General features: G+C 63.7%; 12 protein-coding genes. 9 read left to right on the plus strand and 3 right to left on the minus strand.

The genetic code is table 11. The features are described 5' to 3' along the window. Positions 1–66: 66 nt before the first annotated feature. The 4 genes from NKH67_RS17555 (at position 67) to NKH67_RS17570 (ending at position 3,369) form a co-directional block, all read left to right on the plus strand. Positions 67–366, plus strand: a complete 300-nt coding sequence (locus tag NKH67_RS17555; RefSeq protein ID WP_352473090.1) for a DUF1236 domain-containing protein — start codon at positions 67–69, stop codon at positions 364–366. Positions 367–685: 319 nt separating this feature from the next. Further along, complete coding sequence (locus tag NKH67_RS17560) at positions 686–1,534, plus strand: MetQ/NlpA family lipoprotein (RefSeq protein ID WP_352473092.1); 849 nt, start codon at positions 686–688, stop codon at positions 1,532–1,534. 100 nt (positions 1,535–1,634) lie between these two features. Then, on the plus strand, positions 1,635–2,732 hold the full coding sequence (locus NKH67_RS17565) for a methionine ABC transporter ATP-binding protein (protein WP_502893761.1): 1,098 nt from the start codon (positions 1,635–1,637) through the stop codon (positions 2,730–2,732). After that, entirely contained in the window at positions 2,713–3,369 is a 657-nt protein-coding gene (locus NKH67_RS17570) for a methionine ABC transporter permease (RefSeq protein WP_352473093.1), read from the plus strand. Before NKH67_RS17565 ends, NKH67_RS17570 begins: the two co-directional genes overlap by 20 nt. Positions 3,370–3,396: 27 nt before the next feature. Here the strand turns inward: NKH67_RS17570 and NKH67_RS17575 are convergent, their stop codons facing one another. The 3 genes from NKH67_RS17575 to NKH67_RS17585 are packed head-to-tail and all read right to left on the minus strand — an operon-like array spanning position 3,397 to position 7,913. Further along, the gene (locus NKH67_RS17575) at positions 3,397–4,140 is read right to left on the minus strand and encodes a hypothetical protein (protein WP_352473094.1); all 744 of its coding nucleotides are present in this window, start codon (positions 4,138–4,140) and stop codon (positions 3,397–3,399) included. Then, positions 4,112–5,827, minus strand: coding sequence for a hydantoinase B/oxoprolinase family protein (locus NKH67_RS17580; RefSeq protein WP_352473095.1), 1,716 nt, complete (start codon positions 5,825–5,827; stop codon positions 4,112–4,114). The genes NKH67_RS17575 and NKH67_RS17580 overlap by 29 nt, the downstream gene beginning before the upstream one ends. 1 nt (position 5,828) lies before the next feature. Beyond that, positions 5,829–7,913 (minus strand): hydantoinase/oxoprolinase family protein, encoded by a 2,085-nt coding sequence (locus NKH67_RS17585; protein ID WP_352473096.1) that lies wholly within the window; start codon positions 7,911–7,913, stop codon positions 5,829–5,831. A 218-nt stretch (positions 7,914–8,131) separates the two neighbouring features. Between NKH67_RS17585 and NKH67_RS17590 the strand changes: the two genes are divergently transcribed. The 5 genes from NKH67_RS17590 to NKH67_RS17610 all read left to right on the plus strand — a co-directional run bounded on the left by NKH67_RS17590 (position 8,132) and on the right by NKH67_RS17610 (position 14,479). Beyond that, positions 8,132–8,959: a ferredoxin--NADP reductase gene (locus tag NKH67_RS17590; protein ID WP_352473097.1), complete on the plus strand. Its 828-nt coding sequence runs from the start codon at positions 8,132–8,134 to the stop codon at positions 8,957–8,959. A 163-nt stretch (positions 8,960–9,122) separates the two neighbouring features. Continuing rightward, positions 9,123–10,172, plus strand: a complete 1,050-nt coding sequence (gene deoC / locus NKH67_RS17595; RefSeq protein WP_352473098.1) for a deoxyribose-phosphate aldolase — start codon at positions 9,123–9,125, stop codon at positions 10,170–10,172. 13 nt (positions 10,173–10,185) lie between these two features. Beyond that, a complete protein-coding gene (locus NKH67_RS17600; protein WP_352473099.1) occupies positions 10,186–12,558 on the plus strand; it encodes an aldehyde dehydrogenase family protein in 2,373 nt (790 codons plus the stop codon). A 177-nt stretch (positions 12,559–12,735) separates the two neighbouring features. Further along, complete coding sequence (locus NKH67_RS17605) at positions 12,736–13,467, plus strand: SDR family oxidoreductase (RefSeq protein WP_352473100.1); 732 nt, start codon at positions 12,736–12,738, stop codon at positions 13,465–13,467. A gap of 166 nt (positions 13,468–13,633) precedes the next feature. Continuing rightward, positions 13,634–14,479: a fumarylacetoacetate hydrolase family protein gene (locus tag NKH67_RS17610; protein WP_352473101.1), complete on the plus strand. Its 846-nt coding sequence runs from the start codon at positions 13,634–13,636 to the stop codon at positions 14,477–14,479. Positions 14,480–14,673: the final 194 nt, after the last annotated feature.

Below are 14,673 nucleotides of genomic sequence, written 5' to 3' on the forward strand. Positions count from 1 at the left end.
CGACCCCGCTGCGAACAGCATGACGCGGCGCAGCGCAGAGGTGGCTCACGAGGAAAGGAGACTATCATGAGAATGCATCTTTCGGCGGCCGCGGCTGGGTTTTTGCTGCTTGCGGGTGTCGGCGCCGCTGCCGCTCAGGACGTGGTCATCGAACCGCAGCAGGAGACGATCGTACGCGAGTATGTGAAAAAGCAGCCTCTGGCGTCCGTCCAGCTTCCCGGCGTGGAGCTCAATGTCGGCTCGACCCTGCCCGATACCGTCGAGCTTCATGAGGTTCCCGACGTCAAATACCGCTATGTCGTCGTCGACAATCGGACCGTCCTGGTCGATCCTGGCACGCGCAGGATTGTAAAGGTCATCGAGTGAGCAAGCGCGTCGCTTTGAAGGGACATGCGGCGCGTCCAGCATTGTCGACATCCCGACGCAGAAAGGCCCGCCGTTTCGAAGCACGGCGGGCCTCATAGCGGAGACGAGGTCCGGACAATTTCTGAACCAGCATTGGCCTAGAACGCATGATCCCAGCACGCCCTGTGCTCGCCAGGCCCGAAACTTTGAGAGAATATTCCCGGCTTCGCATCTCGCGGGAAATACGGTGCTTTGATCCGACGGTCAGCATTCCCGATGATGCCGACAAGGCTTGGCACTCCGCCTGGCCGCAACGACTTCAGAACCGACGGGATAGATCATGTCTGGGAACACCAACACTTTGCACTCATTTTTCTCCGCAAGTATAAACCGGCGCGCCGGTCTCGCTGTACTTCTCGCATCAGCGGTTGCGATTGTCAGCCTTGCTGCGCCGTCGCTCGCCGAGGACAAGACGGCGGTCAAGGTCGGCATCATGAGCGGCGAGGACGAGGACGTCTGGCGCGTCGTCACCGCCCAGGCGGCGGATAGGGGCCTGACAATCGAGACCGTGGTGTTCAACGACTATACCCAGCCGAATGAAGCGCTCGAGCGTGGCGAAATCGACGCCAACGCCTTCCAGCACAAGCCCTATCTCGACAACCAGATCAAGACGCAGGGCTATCACATCGTCCCGGTCGGCTATACCGGGGTCTGGCCGATCGGCCTTTATTCCAAGAAGTACGCGAAGATTGCCGACCTGCCAGAAGGCGCGGTCATTGGCGTGCCGAACGACCCGTCCAATGAGGGCCGCGCACTGCGCGTCCTGCAGAGCGAACATCTGATCAAGCTCAGGGAAGGCACCGGCATTCTGGCGACGACCACCGACATCGCCGAAAACCCGAAGCACTTGGTCATCAAGGAGCTGGACGCAGGCATCGTCGGGCGCTCGGTGGAAGACCTCGACGCGGCCGTAGTCAACACGGATTGGGCGCTTAAAAGCGGCCTCACACCGGAGAATCGCATCGCCCAGGAGGCGGTGGCCGACAATCCCTACCGCAATTTCATCGCGGTCAAGGCCGGCAATGAAAACCAGCCCTGGGTAAAGACATTGGTCGCCTCCTATCAGAACGAAAAGGTGAAGGCCGAATTCGATCGGGTCTACAAGGGAACCGGCATCAGCGCCTATTGATGCCGAGCTCGACTGGGCGCCGAAGCCCGGCATGGTAAAGCGGTCCGCGCTTCAACGCGGACCGCGATCGCGTTTGCGGGACACCAATACAGGAACTTTCATGAACCAGCATTTCGCCTCGGTCACCGAAGTCATGCGTCCCGTCGGCGGCCGCTCCGCCGGACCGAACGATGTCGTGCGCCTCATCGAGCTGAAACGCCGCTTCGGCGCGACAGCGGCGCTGGACGGCGTGTCGCTCAGCGTGCGCCAGGGCGAGATCCTCGGCATCATCGGCCGCAGCGGCGCCGGCAAGTCGACGCTGATACGCTGCCTGAACGGCCTGGAGCGGCCGGATTCAGGACAGGTCTACATCGAAGGCCGCGACATCAGCCGGCTCGGCGAGCGCGAATTGCAGCCGCTGCGCCGGCGCATCGGCATGATCTTCCAGCATTTCAACCTGCTGTCCGCCAAGACGGTCGAAGACAACGTAGCGCTGCCGCTCAAGATCGAAGGCCGGCCCAGGGCCGAACGCCTGGCGCGCGCCGCCGAGCTGCTCGAGCTCGTCGGGCTGTCGGAGAAGGCGAAAGCCTATCCGGCGTCGCTGTCGGGCGGGCAGAAGCAGCGTGTCGGCATTGCCCGGGCGCTTGCGGCGCGCCCGGCGCTACTTTTGTCCGACGAAGCGACCTCGGCGCTCGACCCGGAGACGACGCGCTCCATCCTCGCCTTGCTGAGGGACATCAACCGGCAGCTTGGCTTGACCATCCTGCTGATCACGCATGAGATGGAGGTGATCCGCTCGATCGCCGACCGGGTCGCGGTGATCGACGCTGGGCGGATCGTCGAGCAAGGGCCGGTGTGGTCGGTCTTTGCCGACCCGAAATCGGCGATCACACAAAGCCTGCTCGGCGGCATCCGGCCGCAATTGCCGGCGGAGATCGCAAGCCAGCTAACGCAGAACGCCGGCGTGGAGGCGATCCTCAGGATCGACGTGGCCGGTGAGGCCGCGCGAAGCCCGCTTTTGTCCGATCTTGCCTCGGCAGTTCCCGGCTCGTTCCGCCTCGTGCATGGCGGCATCGATCACGTCCAGCAGCAGCCTGTCGGGACACTGTTCGTGGCGGTCGCCGGCAGCAATGAAGCTCACCTGGCAGAGGTGATCGCGTTCTTGAAAGCCCGCCAAGCGCGGGTGGAGGTGCTTGGCCATGTCGCCGGTTCTGTTTGAGCTTCTCGTCCGTTCAATCTGGGAAACGATCCTGATGACGGCCGCCTCCGGCCTCGTCTCGCTGACTTTCGGGCTGCCGCTCGGCCTGGCGCTGGTCGCCACCGACCGCGGCGGCATCGCCGAAAACCTGTGGGTGAACCGCGCGCTTGGCGCTGTCATCAACGGCTTCCGCTCGGTGCCTTTCATCATCCTGCTGGTTGCGCTGATCCCGGTGACGCGGCTGATCGTCGGCACCTCGATCGGCACCTGGGCAGCGATCGTGCCGCTGTCGATCGCGGCGACGCCTTACTATGCCCGGATCGCCGAAGTGTCGCTGCGCGAGGTCGACCATGGGCTGATCGAGGCAGCACGCGCCATGGGCGGCAACCGCTGGACGATCATTCGCGAGGTGCTGGTGCCGGAAGCGTTGCCCGGCATCGTCGCCGGCTTCACGGTGACGCTGGTGACGCTGATCGGCGCCTCGGCCATGGCCGGTGCCATCGGCGCCGGCGGTCTCGGCGACCTCGCCATCCGCTACGGCTACCAGCGCTTCGAGACGTCCGTCATGATCGCCGTTGTCATTGTGCTGATCATCCTGGTCTGCGGCATCCAGTGGGCCGGCGACCGGCTGGTCGCGAGGCTGGACCACAGAGCGTGACCGGCGAACCGCGGCCAATCAACGCCTTTAATTTCTGAGAAAGTTCAGATTGTTCTCGATGCTCTCGCTGGCCCAAGCGAGCTTTTCGCGATCGTCGGGGCGCAAGGGAGCCTCGACCGCGACGGTGAACAAGTGCCAGGCGAGACTGTCGGATAGAAGCCATGTGGTGACCTGTTCGCTGAAGATCACGTGCCCATTATCGAGTGTCTTGATGTTGCCGGTAATCAAGTCCGCACAGTGCAACATGCCCTCGGGGTAAGGGCTATCACGCCATGCCGCTAATGCAGCTGCTACATCCATTCCGGCAAGCACTATGCCCTCCAGCCAGGGAACCGCGTTCCCTTCATCGGGATGCATGGTCATCGCTTTTCGCCAGGCAGCCTGAAACAGCTCCTCGACAGCCTGCTGTTCTTCCAACGGCCAATCGCGCCAGGAGGTCCTTTCGAGCTTTGCGGCAATCACGTTGGCGTCGAACCCCATCGAAGGTTCGCCTTGGATGGCAAGTTCAAGCACTCTCGGCAGAAAGTGCCGGTAGTCATCGACGCCGCCGACCGTCCATATGGCCGATCCGGCATAGGCGCCGAGGTTTTCACCACTGAGCTCCCGAAGCGGACCACTGGATACTCCCCGAAAGATCGATTCCAAATCCTTGTACGGCGAGCCATGCAGGTGGCGGGGCGATGGATAAGACGCGAAAGCGGCATAGACGCGTTCGACTGCGTGGGCCAGTTCAGACGAGAGATCAGCCTCCAGGGGATTTGGGTTGCTCATCCGCTACGACTCCGAACAGGTCTCTGGCTTGCTCTGCGGTATAGTAGCCAAGCTTGACATCCCGAGCGACCAATTGCGGATCGCGCTGCAACGGATCGCCGTAGCCGCCGCCGCCCGGCGTGCCGACGCGCACGCGGTCGCCTGTCTTCAGCGCGATGTCCTGTTCCTTGGAGAGGTGCTGCGGCACATGTTCCTCGCCGTTGCGGAACACGGTGACCGTGTTGACCGCGCCGTCCTTGCCGCCGAGCGCGCCTTGCGGGCCGAAGCGGCCGTGATCCATGACGAAAGAGGCGCGGGCGTCGCCGCGCAGGATCTCTACCTCATAGGCGAGCCCAAACCCGCCGCGGTGCTTGCCGGCGCCGCCCGAGCCTTCGCGCAGCGCATAATGCCGGTAGAGCACCGGGAAGGCCTGCTCCATGATCTCGACCGGCGGCGACTTGGAGATGCCGATGGTAGAGCAGCCATTGGTCAGGCCGTCGTGACCGGCATTGCCGCCATAGCCGCCGCCGGAGATCTGGTACATGACATAATCGCGGCCACGGACCGGATCGTTGCCGCCGAGCGCGAAATTGCCGCTGGAGCCAGCCGGAGCCGCCGTCACCCTGTCCGGCAGGGCCTGCACCATCGCCGCGAACACCGCCTCGGCGATGCGCTGCGAAACCTCAGCCGCGCAGCCCGATACCGGCCGCGGATATTTGGCGTCGAGGAAGGTGCCTTCCGGCCGCTTGACGATCAGCGGCTCGAAGGCGCCGGCGCTGATCGGCACATCGGGGAAAATGTGCCGCATGGCGAGATAGACCGAGGACAAGGTCGTCGCCAGCACGCTGTTCATCGGCCCAGCGCAGGGCTGTGATGAGCCCGAGAAGTCGAAGCTGAGCGTGTCGCCCTGTTTTTCGACGGCCAGCGCGATAGTCAGCGGCTCGTTGACCACGCCGTCGGAATCAACAAAAGCCTGCGACCGGTAAATGCCGTCGGGAATGGCTGATATGTTCGCGCGCATCTGTTCGGCGGCGCGGCGGCGCAGTTCGGCGATCGCATCGACGACCGTTTCATCTCCGTAACGATCCAGGATTCCGTTCAGTCGGTCTTGACCGATCAGCAGTGCCGCCGCCTGCGCCCGGATGTCGCCGATGCGCTGGTCGGCAACCCTGATGTTCGAGCAGATGATGGCGTAGATCTCAGGGTCGAGCACGCCCTTCTTGAACAGTTTCACCGGCGGCAGTCGCAAGCCTTCCTGCTCGACCGCTGTTGCCGAGGCGGAAAAGCCGCCCGGCACCGAACCGCCGATGTCGGGCCAGTGGCCGGTGTTCGACAGCCAGCAGAATATCCTGCCGTCGCGGTAGACCGGCATGGCGAAGCGCACATCCATCAGGTGGGTGCCGCCGAGATAGGGATCGTTGACGATGTAGATATCGCCCGGCTCGGGCGGCAGGCAGCGTCCGTCGGCGATCATCTCGATCACGGTTTTGGTCGAATACTGCATGACGCCGACGAACACCGGCAGGCCCTGGCTGCCTTGCGCGATCAGCGAACCATCGAGCGCTGAATAGATGCCATCCGAACGGTCATTGGCCTCGGCGATGACAGGCGAGAACGCGGCGCGCGAAAACGTCAGGTCCATTTCGTCGCAGACTTGCTGTAGCGCCGCCTGGATGACTGAAAGGGTGATGGCGTCGAGTTTTTCCATCTCAGGCCTCGCCGATATCGATGATGATGTTGCCGTCGGCATCCGATCGCGCCCGGTCGCCGGGCTCCAGCACAGTCGTCGCGTCCATCTGTTCGAGGATCGCCGGACCTTCGATTGTTGCGTCGAGCGGCAACTTCTCTCTGCTGTAGACCGGCGTGTCGTACCAGCGCCCGCCATACCAGACAGGCCGGATCTCGCGCCGCGCCTCTTGGAGCGTTTTGGCGCGCCCAGCCGGATCGATCAGCCGGGACAGATCGATGGTCGGCCGCACGCCAGTGACCGACGTGTTGAGGTTGACCAGATTGGCGCGGATCTCGGGTAGCTCGACCTTGAAGCGGGCGAAATAGGCACTCTCGAACAGTTGCTGCAGTACCTCGCGTGTCACCGCAGACGACGGCAGCGGCACGTTGATGATATGCGTCTGGCCGACGAACTGCATGTCGGCGGAATGCGTGATACGGATTGCTTCCGGCTTCACCGCTTCCTTGCCGATCAGCTCCTCGCCTTCGTTTCGGTGCCGTTCCAATGTCTCGTGGAGTCGGGTTTCATCGAGACTGGCCACCGGCTGGTTGACCGTGTTGACGAAATCATGGCGCAGATCGGCGACGACGCAGCCGAGAGCATTGGTGATGCCCGGCCGCGCCGGCACCAGCACTTTCGGCAGGCCTAGTTCGCGCGCCAATGCCGTCGCATGCAGCGGCCCGGCGCCGCCGAAGGCGAACAGCGCGAAATCGCGCGGGTCGTGGCCGCGCGACACCGAGACCATGCGGATGGCGCCAGCCATTTTCACGTTACCGAGCCGCAGCACCGCACCCGCCGCCTCGACGCCGGACAAGCCTGTGGCGCGGCCGATCCTGTCCTCGAATATACCGGTGACCCGCTCGACGGTGACCGGGTTTTCCACCGCGAGCAGCTTCTTCGGCGCCAGCCTGCCGAGCACCAGATTGGCGTCGGTGATGGTCGGCTCCAAGCCGCCGCGTCCGTAGCAGATTGGCCCGGGATTGGCGCCGGCGCTTTCCGGGCCGATCTGGATCAGGCCGGCCGCATCGACGCGGGCGATCGAGCCGCCGCCGGCGCCGACCGTATGCACCGCCACCATCGGCACGTGGATCGGCATCGCATATTCGATCTCGATCTCGTTCGACACCGCCGGCTCGGCGTTGCGGATCAGCGCCACGTCGGTTGAGGTGCCGCCCATGTCGTAGGTGACCAGATTTTCGAAGCCGGCGCGTTTTCCGGTATAGGCGGCAGCAATGACACCGGAAGCGGGGCCGGACATGACGGTCTTGGCCGACTCACGTGTGACAAAGCGGGCCGAGATCATGCCGCCATTGCCGTTCATGATCAGAAAGTCGCGGGCGTAGCCTTTTGCAGCCAGCTCCTTGCGCAGCCGTTCGACATAGCGTTCGAGGATCGGCTGCACCGAAGCGTTGACCGAAGCGGTCACCCCGCGCTCGAATTCGCGCGCTTCCGAAAGCAGGGCGTGGCCTGTCGTGATGTAGCCGTTCGGCCAAAGCTCGGCCGCTATCTCGGCGGCGCGCCGCTCATGCGCCGGGTTGGCGTAGGAATGCAGGAAATGGATGACCAGGGATTCGCAGCCGGCTGCGATCAGTTGTGAAATCGCTGTCCGCATCTCGGCCTCGTCGAGCGGGATGCGCACCGCGCCCGAGGCCTCGACCCGCTCCGACACTTCGAGCCGCAGATTGCGCGGAATGATCGGGACGAACGTGCCCGTCATGCCATAGGCCTGCGGCCGTGTCCGCCGGCCAAGCTCGATGACGTCGCGAAAGCCGCGCGTGGTGATCATGCCGGTCTTGGCCAGCCGGCGCTCCAGGACCGCGTTGGTGGTGGTCGTCGTGCCGTGCACGATGAGGTCGATGCCGTCGACCGGAAAGCCGGTGGCGCCAAGTGCTGCAACGACGCCGAACGCCTGGTTGTCGACCGTGGTCGGGGTCTTGGCGATATGCACCCGGCCACCGTCACGGCCGTCGATCAGAAGCAGGTCGGTAAAAGTTCCGCCGACATCGATGCCGGCGACGACGCCGCCAGTCGAATCCAGCGCTCGCGCCGAAAAATTCTGTCCCATTGTCGAAACCCGAAATGCCCGAACTGCCTACATGCCTTAGTTTGGAAAGCTGTTTTACGGCGGCGTCTTGACGCAAATATCGTTTGTATACTAATAAATTCCGGACACAAGAGCTTACCGCTTCGGAGTGTGCAAACGGCACGCTGGAACCTGACCGGTTCGGGCGCGCAGGTGGAGATTTGGCGCCGGCGCTGAGCCGGCCCAGAAGGTTAGGTTTGATGAACACCACATCCGCGTTCAACACAGCCGGCGCCCGGCCGTTGCAGTTCCCGATACCGGCCAATGTCTATGCCGAAACCGTCGTCTCGGTGAAGCATTATACCGACCGGCTGTTTTCGTTCCGCATCACCCGGCCGCAGTCGCTGCGCTTCCGCTCCGGCGAATTCGTCATGATCGGCCTGCCCAATGCCGAGAAGCCAGTGTTCCGCGCCTATTCGATCGCCAGCCCGTCCTGGGACGACGAACTCGAATTCTTCTCGATCAAGGTGCCGGACGGCCCGCTTACCTCGGAGCTGCAGAAAATCGAGATCGGCGATACCGTCATCATGCGGCAGAAGTCGACGGGCACGCTGGTGGTCGACGCGCTGACGCCGGCCAAGCGCCTGTTCATGATCTCGACCGGCACCGGCATTGCTCCATTCGCCAGCCTGCTGCGCGATCCCGACACCTATGAGAAGTTCGAGCAGGTGGTGCTGACCCATACCTGCCGCGACAATGCCGAGCTCACCTACGGCCAGGAGTTGGTGGCCGCACTGGAGAAGGACCCGCTGATCGGCGAACTGACCGGCGGCCGCGTCACGCTGTATAATTCGACGACGCGCGAGACCTCCGTGCGCATGGGCCGCATCACCGCGCTGATCGGCTCGGGCAAATTCTACACCGATCTCGGCATCGACAGGCTCAATCCCGAGACCGACCGCATCATGATCTGCGGCTCGATGCATATGCTCAAGGACGTCAAGGAACTGGCCGAAAGCCTCGGCTTCCAGGAAGGCTCGCTGCACCATCCGGCAAGCTTCGTCGTCGAGCGCGCCTTCGTCGGCTGAGACGCGCAGCTCAGCGTCCACTGGTTCGAGACCCTGATTTTGATCATGCGGTCAAAAATCTGGCTGCCTTGACCGCCTTTTTCCGCTATGACTGCTTGAAGGACTCGTGAAGCGCTGCTTCACGGTCTATCTTCGGCATAAGTCGCTGAACAAGGGGCAGGAGATGAGCAGCACAATCCGCGAAACCGATCTCGGCACGTCCAAGATCACGCCGCTGCCGGCGCGCGCCGCCGCCAATGCGCCGATGCCGCAAGCCCATGGCATTGCTCGCAATCCCGGCATGAGGCTCGATCTCGGCTTCATGGAATCGATGCGCGGCGTCAACCGCTCGGCGCTGGAACGCCGCGTCGCCAGCCTGACCAAAAGACGCTCGATCAAGGCCGATAACCAGGCGGCCTGGCTGCTGCGCGCCGTCGCCTGCATGGACCTGACGACGCTGAACTCGAACGACACGGAAGAGCGTGTGCGCAGGCTCTGTGCCAAGGCGGTCAACCCGTTCCGTCGCGACATCGTCGAGGGGCTGGGCATTACTGGTGAAAAGATCCGCCCGGCGGCGGTCTGCGTCTATCATCCCTTCGTCGCCACCGCCGTAGAAGCGCTGCGCGGCAGCGGCGTCCATGTCGCCGCCGTTTCGACCGCCTTCCCGCATGGCCTTGCACCGCTTTCGACGCGCCTGCAAGAGATCGAAGCATCGGTCCGCGACGGCGCCGACGAGATCGACGTCGTCATCCCGCGCGGCCTGGTATTCGCGGCGAAATGGCAGGAGCTCTATAACGAGATCGTCTCGATGCGCGCCGCTTGCGGCGAGGCGCATCTGAAGGTGATCCTCGGTACCGGCGACCTCGCCACGCTGCGCAACGTCATGCTCGCCTCGATGGTGGCGATGATGGCGGGTGCAGATTTCATCAAGACCTCGACCGGCAAGGAAAGCGTCAACGCGACGCTGCCGGTCGGCCTTGCCATGGTGCGCGCTATCCGCGCCTATTTCGAGGAAACCGGCTATCTCATCGGCTTCAAGCCGGCCGGTGGCATTTCCACGGCAAAAGCCTCGCTCGATTGGCTGGTGCTGATGAAAGAAGAACTGGGCCGGCCGTGGCTGGAGCCGGAGCTGTTCCGCTTCGGAGCATCGAGCCTTTTGACCGATATCGAGCGCCAGCTCGAGCATCATCTGACCGGCCACTACTCGGCCAATCATCGCCACGCGATGGCGTGATTCGGAGCACTTCATGAACATCCTCGAACGCTATCACGCCATGGAATACGGCCCGGCGCCGGAGGCGCGCAACGAGGCCGATGCGTGGCTTGCCGCGCGGGATTTCGGCAAAGCGCTGTTCATCGGCGGCGACTGGAAGGCAGCCAGCGGAGGCAAAACCTTCGACACCAGCGATCCGTCCTCGGGAAAGCTGCTGGCCAAGGTGTCGGATGCCGGTGCCGCCGAGATCGACGCGGCGGTTGCGGCGGCCACAAAAGCGCTGCCGAAATGGAGCGCCAGCACCGGCTACAGCCGAGCCAAAGTGCTCTATGCCATCGGCCGCGCCATGCAACGCCACCAACGGCTGTTCGCGGTGCTGGAATCGATCGACAATGGCAAGCCGATCCGCGAAAGCCGCGACATCGACGTGCCGCTGGCGATCCGCCATTTCATCCATCATGCCGGCTGGGCGCAGGCGCTGGACAGGGATTTTCCCGGCCACAAGGCCGTCGGCGTCGTCGGCCAGATCATCCCGTGGAACTTCCCGCTCTTGATGCTCGCCTGGAAGATCGCGCCGGCGCTCGCTGCGGGCTGCACCGTGGTGCTCAAACCCGCGGAATTCACGCCGCTCACCGCGATCCTGTTTGCCGAGATCTGCGGACGCGCCGGCGTGCCGAAGGGCGTCGTCAACATCGTCCAGGGCGGGCCGGAGGCGGGCGCGACCATCGTCAACCATCCCGGCGTCCAGAAGATTGCCTTCACCGGTTCGTCCGAGGTCGGCAAGATCATCCGCAAGGCCACTGCCGGCTCGGGCAAAAAATTGTCGCTGGAGCTTGGCGGCAAGTCGGCATTCGTCGTTTTCGAGGATGCCGACCTCGACAGCGCCGTCGAGGGTCTGGTCGACGGCATCTGGTTCAACCAGGGCCAGGTGTGCTGTGCCGGCTCGCGCCTTCTGGTGCAAGAAGGCATCGCGGACGCCTTCATCGCCAAGGTCAAGACGCGGATGAGCCGGCTGCGCATCGGCAGTCCGCTCGACAAGAACACCGATATCGGCCCGCTGGTCGATTTGACTCAGCTCGATCGCGTCAAGGGCCTGATCGCCGAAGGCGCCAAGCAGGGCGCGATCTGCTGGCAGCCGGACTCGGCACTGCCCGCCGCGGGCTATTACCATCTGCCAACGCTGGCGACCGGTGTTTCGCCGGCTAACATCTTGGCGCAGGAAGAGGTGTTCGGGCCGGTGCTCGCCACTATGACCTTCCGCAACACCGAGGAAGCGATCGAGCTCGCCAACAACACACGCTATGGCCTGGCCGCTTCGGTGTGGAGCGAGAACATCAATCTTGCCCTGCACGTCGCGCCGCAATTGAAGGCCGGCGTCGTCTGGGTCAACGGCACCAATATGTTCGACGCCTCCTGCGGCTTCGGCGGCTACCGCGAGAGCGGTTTTGGCCGCGAAGGCGGGCGCGAGGGCATGTTCGAATATCTCTCGGCAAAACTGCCGCTCGGCCCGATCATCAAACCGGCAACGTCTTCGGCCCAACCTGTCGAGCAGGCGGAAGGTGGCGCCATCGACCGCACGGCAAAGCTGTTCATCGGCGGCAAGCAGGTCCGGCCGGACGGCAATTATTCCTTCGCCATCGCCAGCGCCAAGGGCAAGCTTGCCGGCGAGATCGGTCTCGGCAACCGCAAGGATATCCGTGACGCCGTCGCGGCCGCGCGCGCCTGCAAGTCGTGGCCGGAGGCGACCGCCTACAACCGCAGCCAGGTACTCTACTACGTGGCCGAAAACCTTTCCGGCCGCGCAGACGAGTTTGCCGCCCGTTTGACCCAGCTCACCGGCGCGACCGCCAAGGCGGCGCGTGATGAGGTCGAGCTGTCGATCGAGCGCCTTTTCCTCTATGCCGGCTTGGCCGACAAATTCGAGGCCCGCGTCCACCAGCCGCCGGCCCGCGCCGTCACATTGGCGCTGCACGAGCCAGTCGGCGTCGTCGGCATTATCGCGCCGGATAATGCGCCTCTGCTTGGCCTGATCTCGCTGGTGGCGCCGGCGCTTGCCATGGGCAACACCGTAGTCGCAGTGCCATCCGAAAAATACCCGCTGCTTGCCACCGACCTCTACCAGGTCATCGAATATTCCGACGTTCCGGCAGGCGCCATCAATATCGTCACCGGCCGTAGCGCCGAGCTTGCCGGCGTATTGGCCAAGCATGACGATGTCGACGGGCTCTGGGTGTTCGCCGACGCCGAGACTTGCGCCAAGGCCGAGGCCGAGTCCATCGGCAATCTCAAACGCGTCTGGACCGGCAACGGCCACAGCCTCGACTGGCCCTCGAACGAAGCAGCCGGCGATGCCTTGCTGCGCCGTGCGATCGAGGTCAAGAACGTCTGGGTGCCCTACGGCGACTGAGTGTCCCGGAGGGACGTCCGGGCTTGACGGGCCAACAAATGTTCTTTACCGAGAAAAAACATTTGGCCGGCAGGCGAATATCGAAACAGGCGGGATGGTAGTGCCCGGCTGGCACATTGCGCCCCGGCCTAATGCCGGTAAAAAGCCGAACGATCACAGACGGGCGAGGAGAGAAGCATGGCGGATCTGACAGGCAAGGTCGTTGTCGTCACGGCGGCGGCGCAAGGCATCGGCCGGGCGAGCGCGCTGGCGTTCGCCAAGGCCGGCGCCGTCGTCCATGCCACCGACATTAACGAGGTGGTGCTCGCCGACCTCGGCAAGACGCCCGGTATCAAGACCCGCAAGCTCGACGTGCTGAACGACGAGGCGGTGAACGCCGCTTTTGCCGAGATCGGCGCCGTCGACGTGCTGTTCAACTGCGCCGGCTTCGTCCATTCCGGCTCGATCCTCGAGATGAAGGACGGCGATCTCGACTTTGCCTATGATCTCAATGTCCGCTCGATGATCCGCGCCATCCGCGCCGTGCTGCCCGGCATGCTGGAGCGCGGCGACGGCTCGATCATCAACATGGCGTCGCTGGCCAGTTCGACCAAGGGCGTGCCGAACCGCTTCGTCTATGGCCTAACCAAGGCAGCCGTCATCGGCCTGACCAAGTCGGTCGCCGCCGACTATGTCGGCAAGGGCATACGCTGCAATGCGATCTGTCCGGGCACGGTCGAAAGCCCGTCGCTGCAGGACCGCATGCATGCGCAGGGCGACTACGAAGCAGCTCGCGCCGCCTTCATCGCCCGCCAGCCGATGGGCCGCCTCGGCACGCCCGAGGAAATCGCCGATCTCGCCGTCTATCTGGCCGGCGCCACCTATACGTCGGGGCAGGCTTATAATATCGACGGTGGCTGGTCGATCTAAGAGGCCATTTGAAAACCCTACTCCGCCGGGCGCCTGACGCGGCTTTCTGCGCTTCCGGTGCTCACGTACTTTAAGTACGCTCCGCTCCGGTTCTCGAAACCCACGCCATTCGCCGCAGCGGAGCGAGTTTGCAAACGGCCTCTGGTCGCAACTGGGAGAAAACTGCATGAAACTGCTGCGCTATGGCGAGGCGGGGAGCGAACGCCCCGGCCTGCTCGATGCGGATGGAACGATCCGCGACCTCTCCGCCCATGTCACCGACATTGCCGGCAAGACGCTCGATCCGGCATCGCTTGAGACATTGTCGAAGCTCGATCCGAAAACGCTACCGGCGGTTTCCGGCAAGCCACGCATCGGCGCCTGCGTCGCCGGCACCGGCAAATTCATCTGCATCGGTCTCAACTATTCCGACCATGCTGCCGAAACCGGCGCCACCGTGCCGCCGGAGCCGATCATCTTCATGAAGGCAAGCTCGGCTATTGTCGGGCCGAACGACGACGTGCTGATCCCGCGCGGCTCGGTGAAGACCGACTGGGAGGTCGAGCTCGGCGTGGTGATCGGCAAGACTGCAAAGTATGTCACCGAGGCCGAGGCGCTTGATTATATCGCCGGCTATTGCGTCGCGCACGACGTCTCCGAGCGCGCCTTCCAGGCCGAGCGCCAGGGCCAGTGGACCAAGGGCAAGTCCTGCGACACGTTCGGGCCGATCGGCCCGTGGCTGGTGACCAAGGACGAGATCAAGGACCCGCAGAACATCCCGATGTGGCTGACGGTCAACGGCAAGACCATGCAGAACGGCTCGACCAAGACCATGGTCTTCGGCGTCGCTTATCTCGTCTCCTATCTCAGCCAGTTCATGTCGCTGCACCCGGGCGACATCATCTCGACCGGCACGCCGCCCGGCGTCGGCCTCGGCATGAAGCCGCCGGTCTTCCTCAAGCCCGGCGACGTGGTCGAGCTCGGTATCGAAGGGCTGGGCATCCAGAAGCAGACGTTCAAGGCGGATGCGTAGGCGCTCTTCCTTCTCCCCTTGTGGGAGAAGGTGGATCGGCGCGCAGCGCCGAGACGGATGAGGGGTGCTGGAAGAAACGCGACGAGAAAACATCGAAGGATTTCCGTCGAGTTGTGTGCGTCAAGTTCTGCAAAATGGCGTGGCATTGCGTTGACGTCGGCGTGTCCGCCGCGCAGCCCCCGTGTTTAGCGGAG

It is taken from the genome of Mesorhizobium sp. M0968 (genome assembly GCF_040319065.1).
Classification (GTDB): domain Bacteria; phylum Pseudomonadota; class Alphaproteobacteria; order Rhizobiales; family Rhizobiaceae; genus Mesorhizobium.

Coding starts and splice junctions, on each gene's coding strand:
- NKH67_RS17600 (WP_352473099.1), top strand. CDS start 10,186: ATGAACATCCTCGAACGCTATCACGCCATGGAATACGGCCCGGCGCCG.
- deoC (WP_352473098.1), top strand. CDS start 9,123: ATGAGCAGCACAATCCGCGAAACCGATCTCGGCACGTCCAAGATCACG.
- NKH67_RS17605 (WP_352473100.1), top strand. CDS start 12,736: ATGGCGGATCTGACAGGCAAGGTCGTTGTCGTCACGGCGGCGGCGCAA.
- NKH67_RS17575 (WP_352473094.1), bottom strand. CDS start 4,140: ATGAGCAACCCAAATCCCCTGGAGGCTGATCTCTCGTCTGAACTGGCC.
- NKH67_RS17560 (WP_352473092.1), top strand. CDS start 686: ATGTCTGGGAACACCAACACTTTGCACTCATTTTTCTCCGCAAGTATA.
- NKH67_RS17565 (WP_502893761.1), top strand. CDS start 1,635: ATGAACCAGCATTTCGCCTCGGTCACCGAAGTCATGCGTCCCGTCGGC.
- NKH67_RS17610 (WP_352473101.1), top strand. CDS start 13,634: ATGAAACTGCTGCGCTATGGCGAGGCGGGGAGCGAACGCCCCGGCCTG.
- NKH67_RS17555 (WP_352473090.1), top strand. CDS start 67: ATGAGAATGCATCTTTCGGCGGCCGCGGCTGGGTTTTTGCTGCTTGCG.
- NKH67_RS17570 (WP_352473093.1), top strand. CDS start 2,713: ATGTCGCCGGTTCTGTTTGAGCTTCTCGTCCGTTCAATCTGGGAAACG.
- NKH67_RS17585 (WP_352473096.1), bottom strand. CDS start 7,913: ATGGGACAGAATTTTTCGGCGCGAGCGCTGGATTCGACTGGCGGCGTC.
- NKH67_RS17580 (WP_352473095.1), bottom strand. CDS start 5,827: ATGGAAAAACTCGACGCCATCACCCTTTCAGTCATCCAGGCGGCGCTA.
- NKH67_RS17590 (WP_352473097.1), top strand. CDS start 8,132: ATGAACACCACATCCGCGTTCAACACAGCCGGCGCCCGGCCGTTGCAG.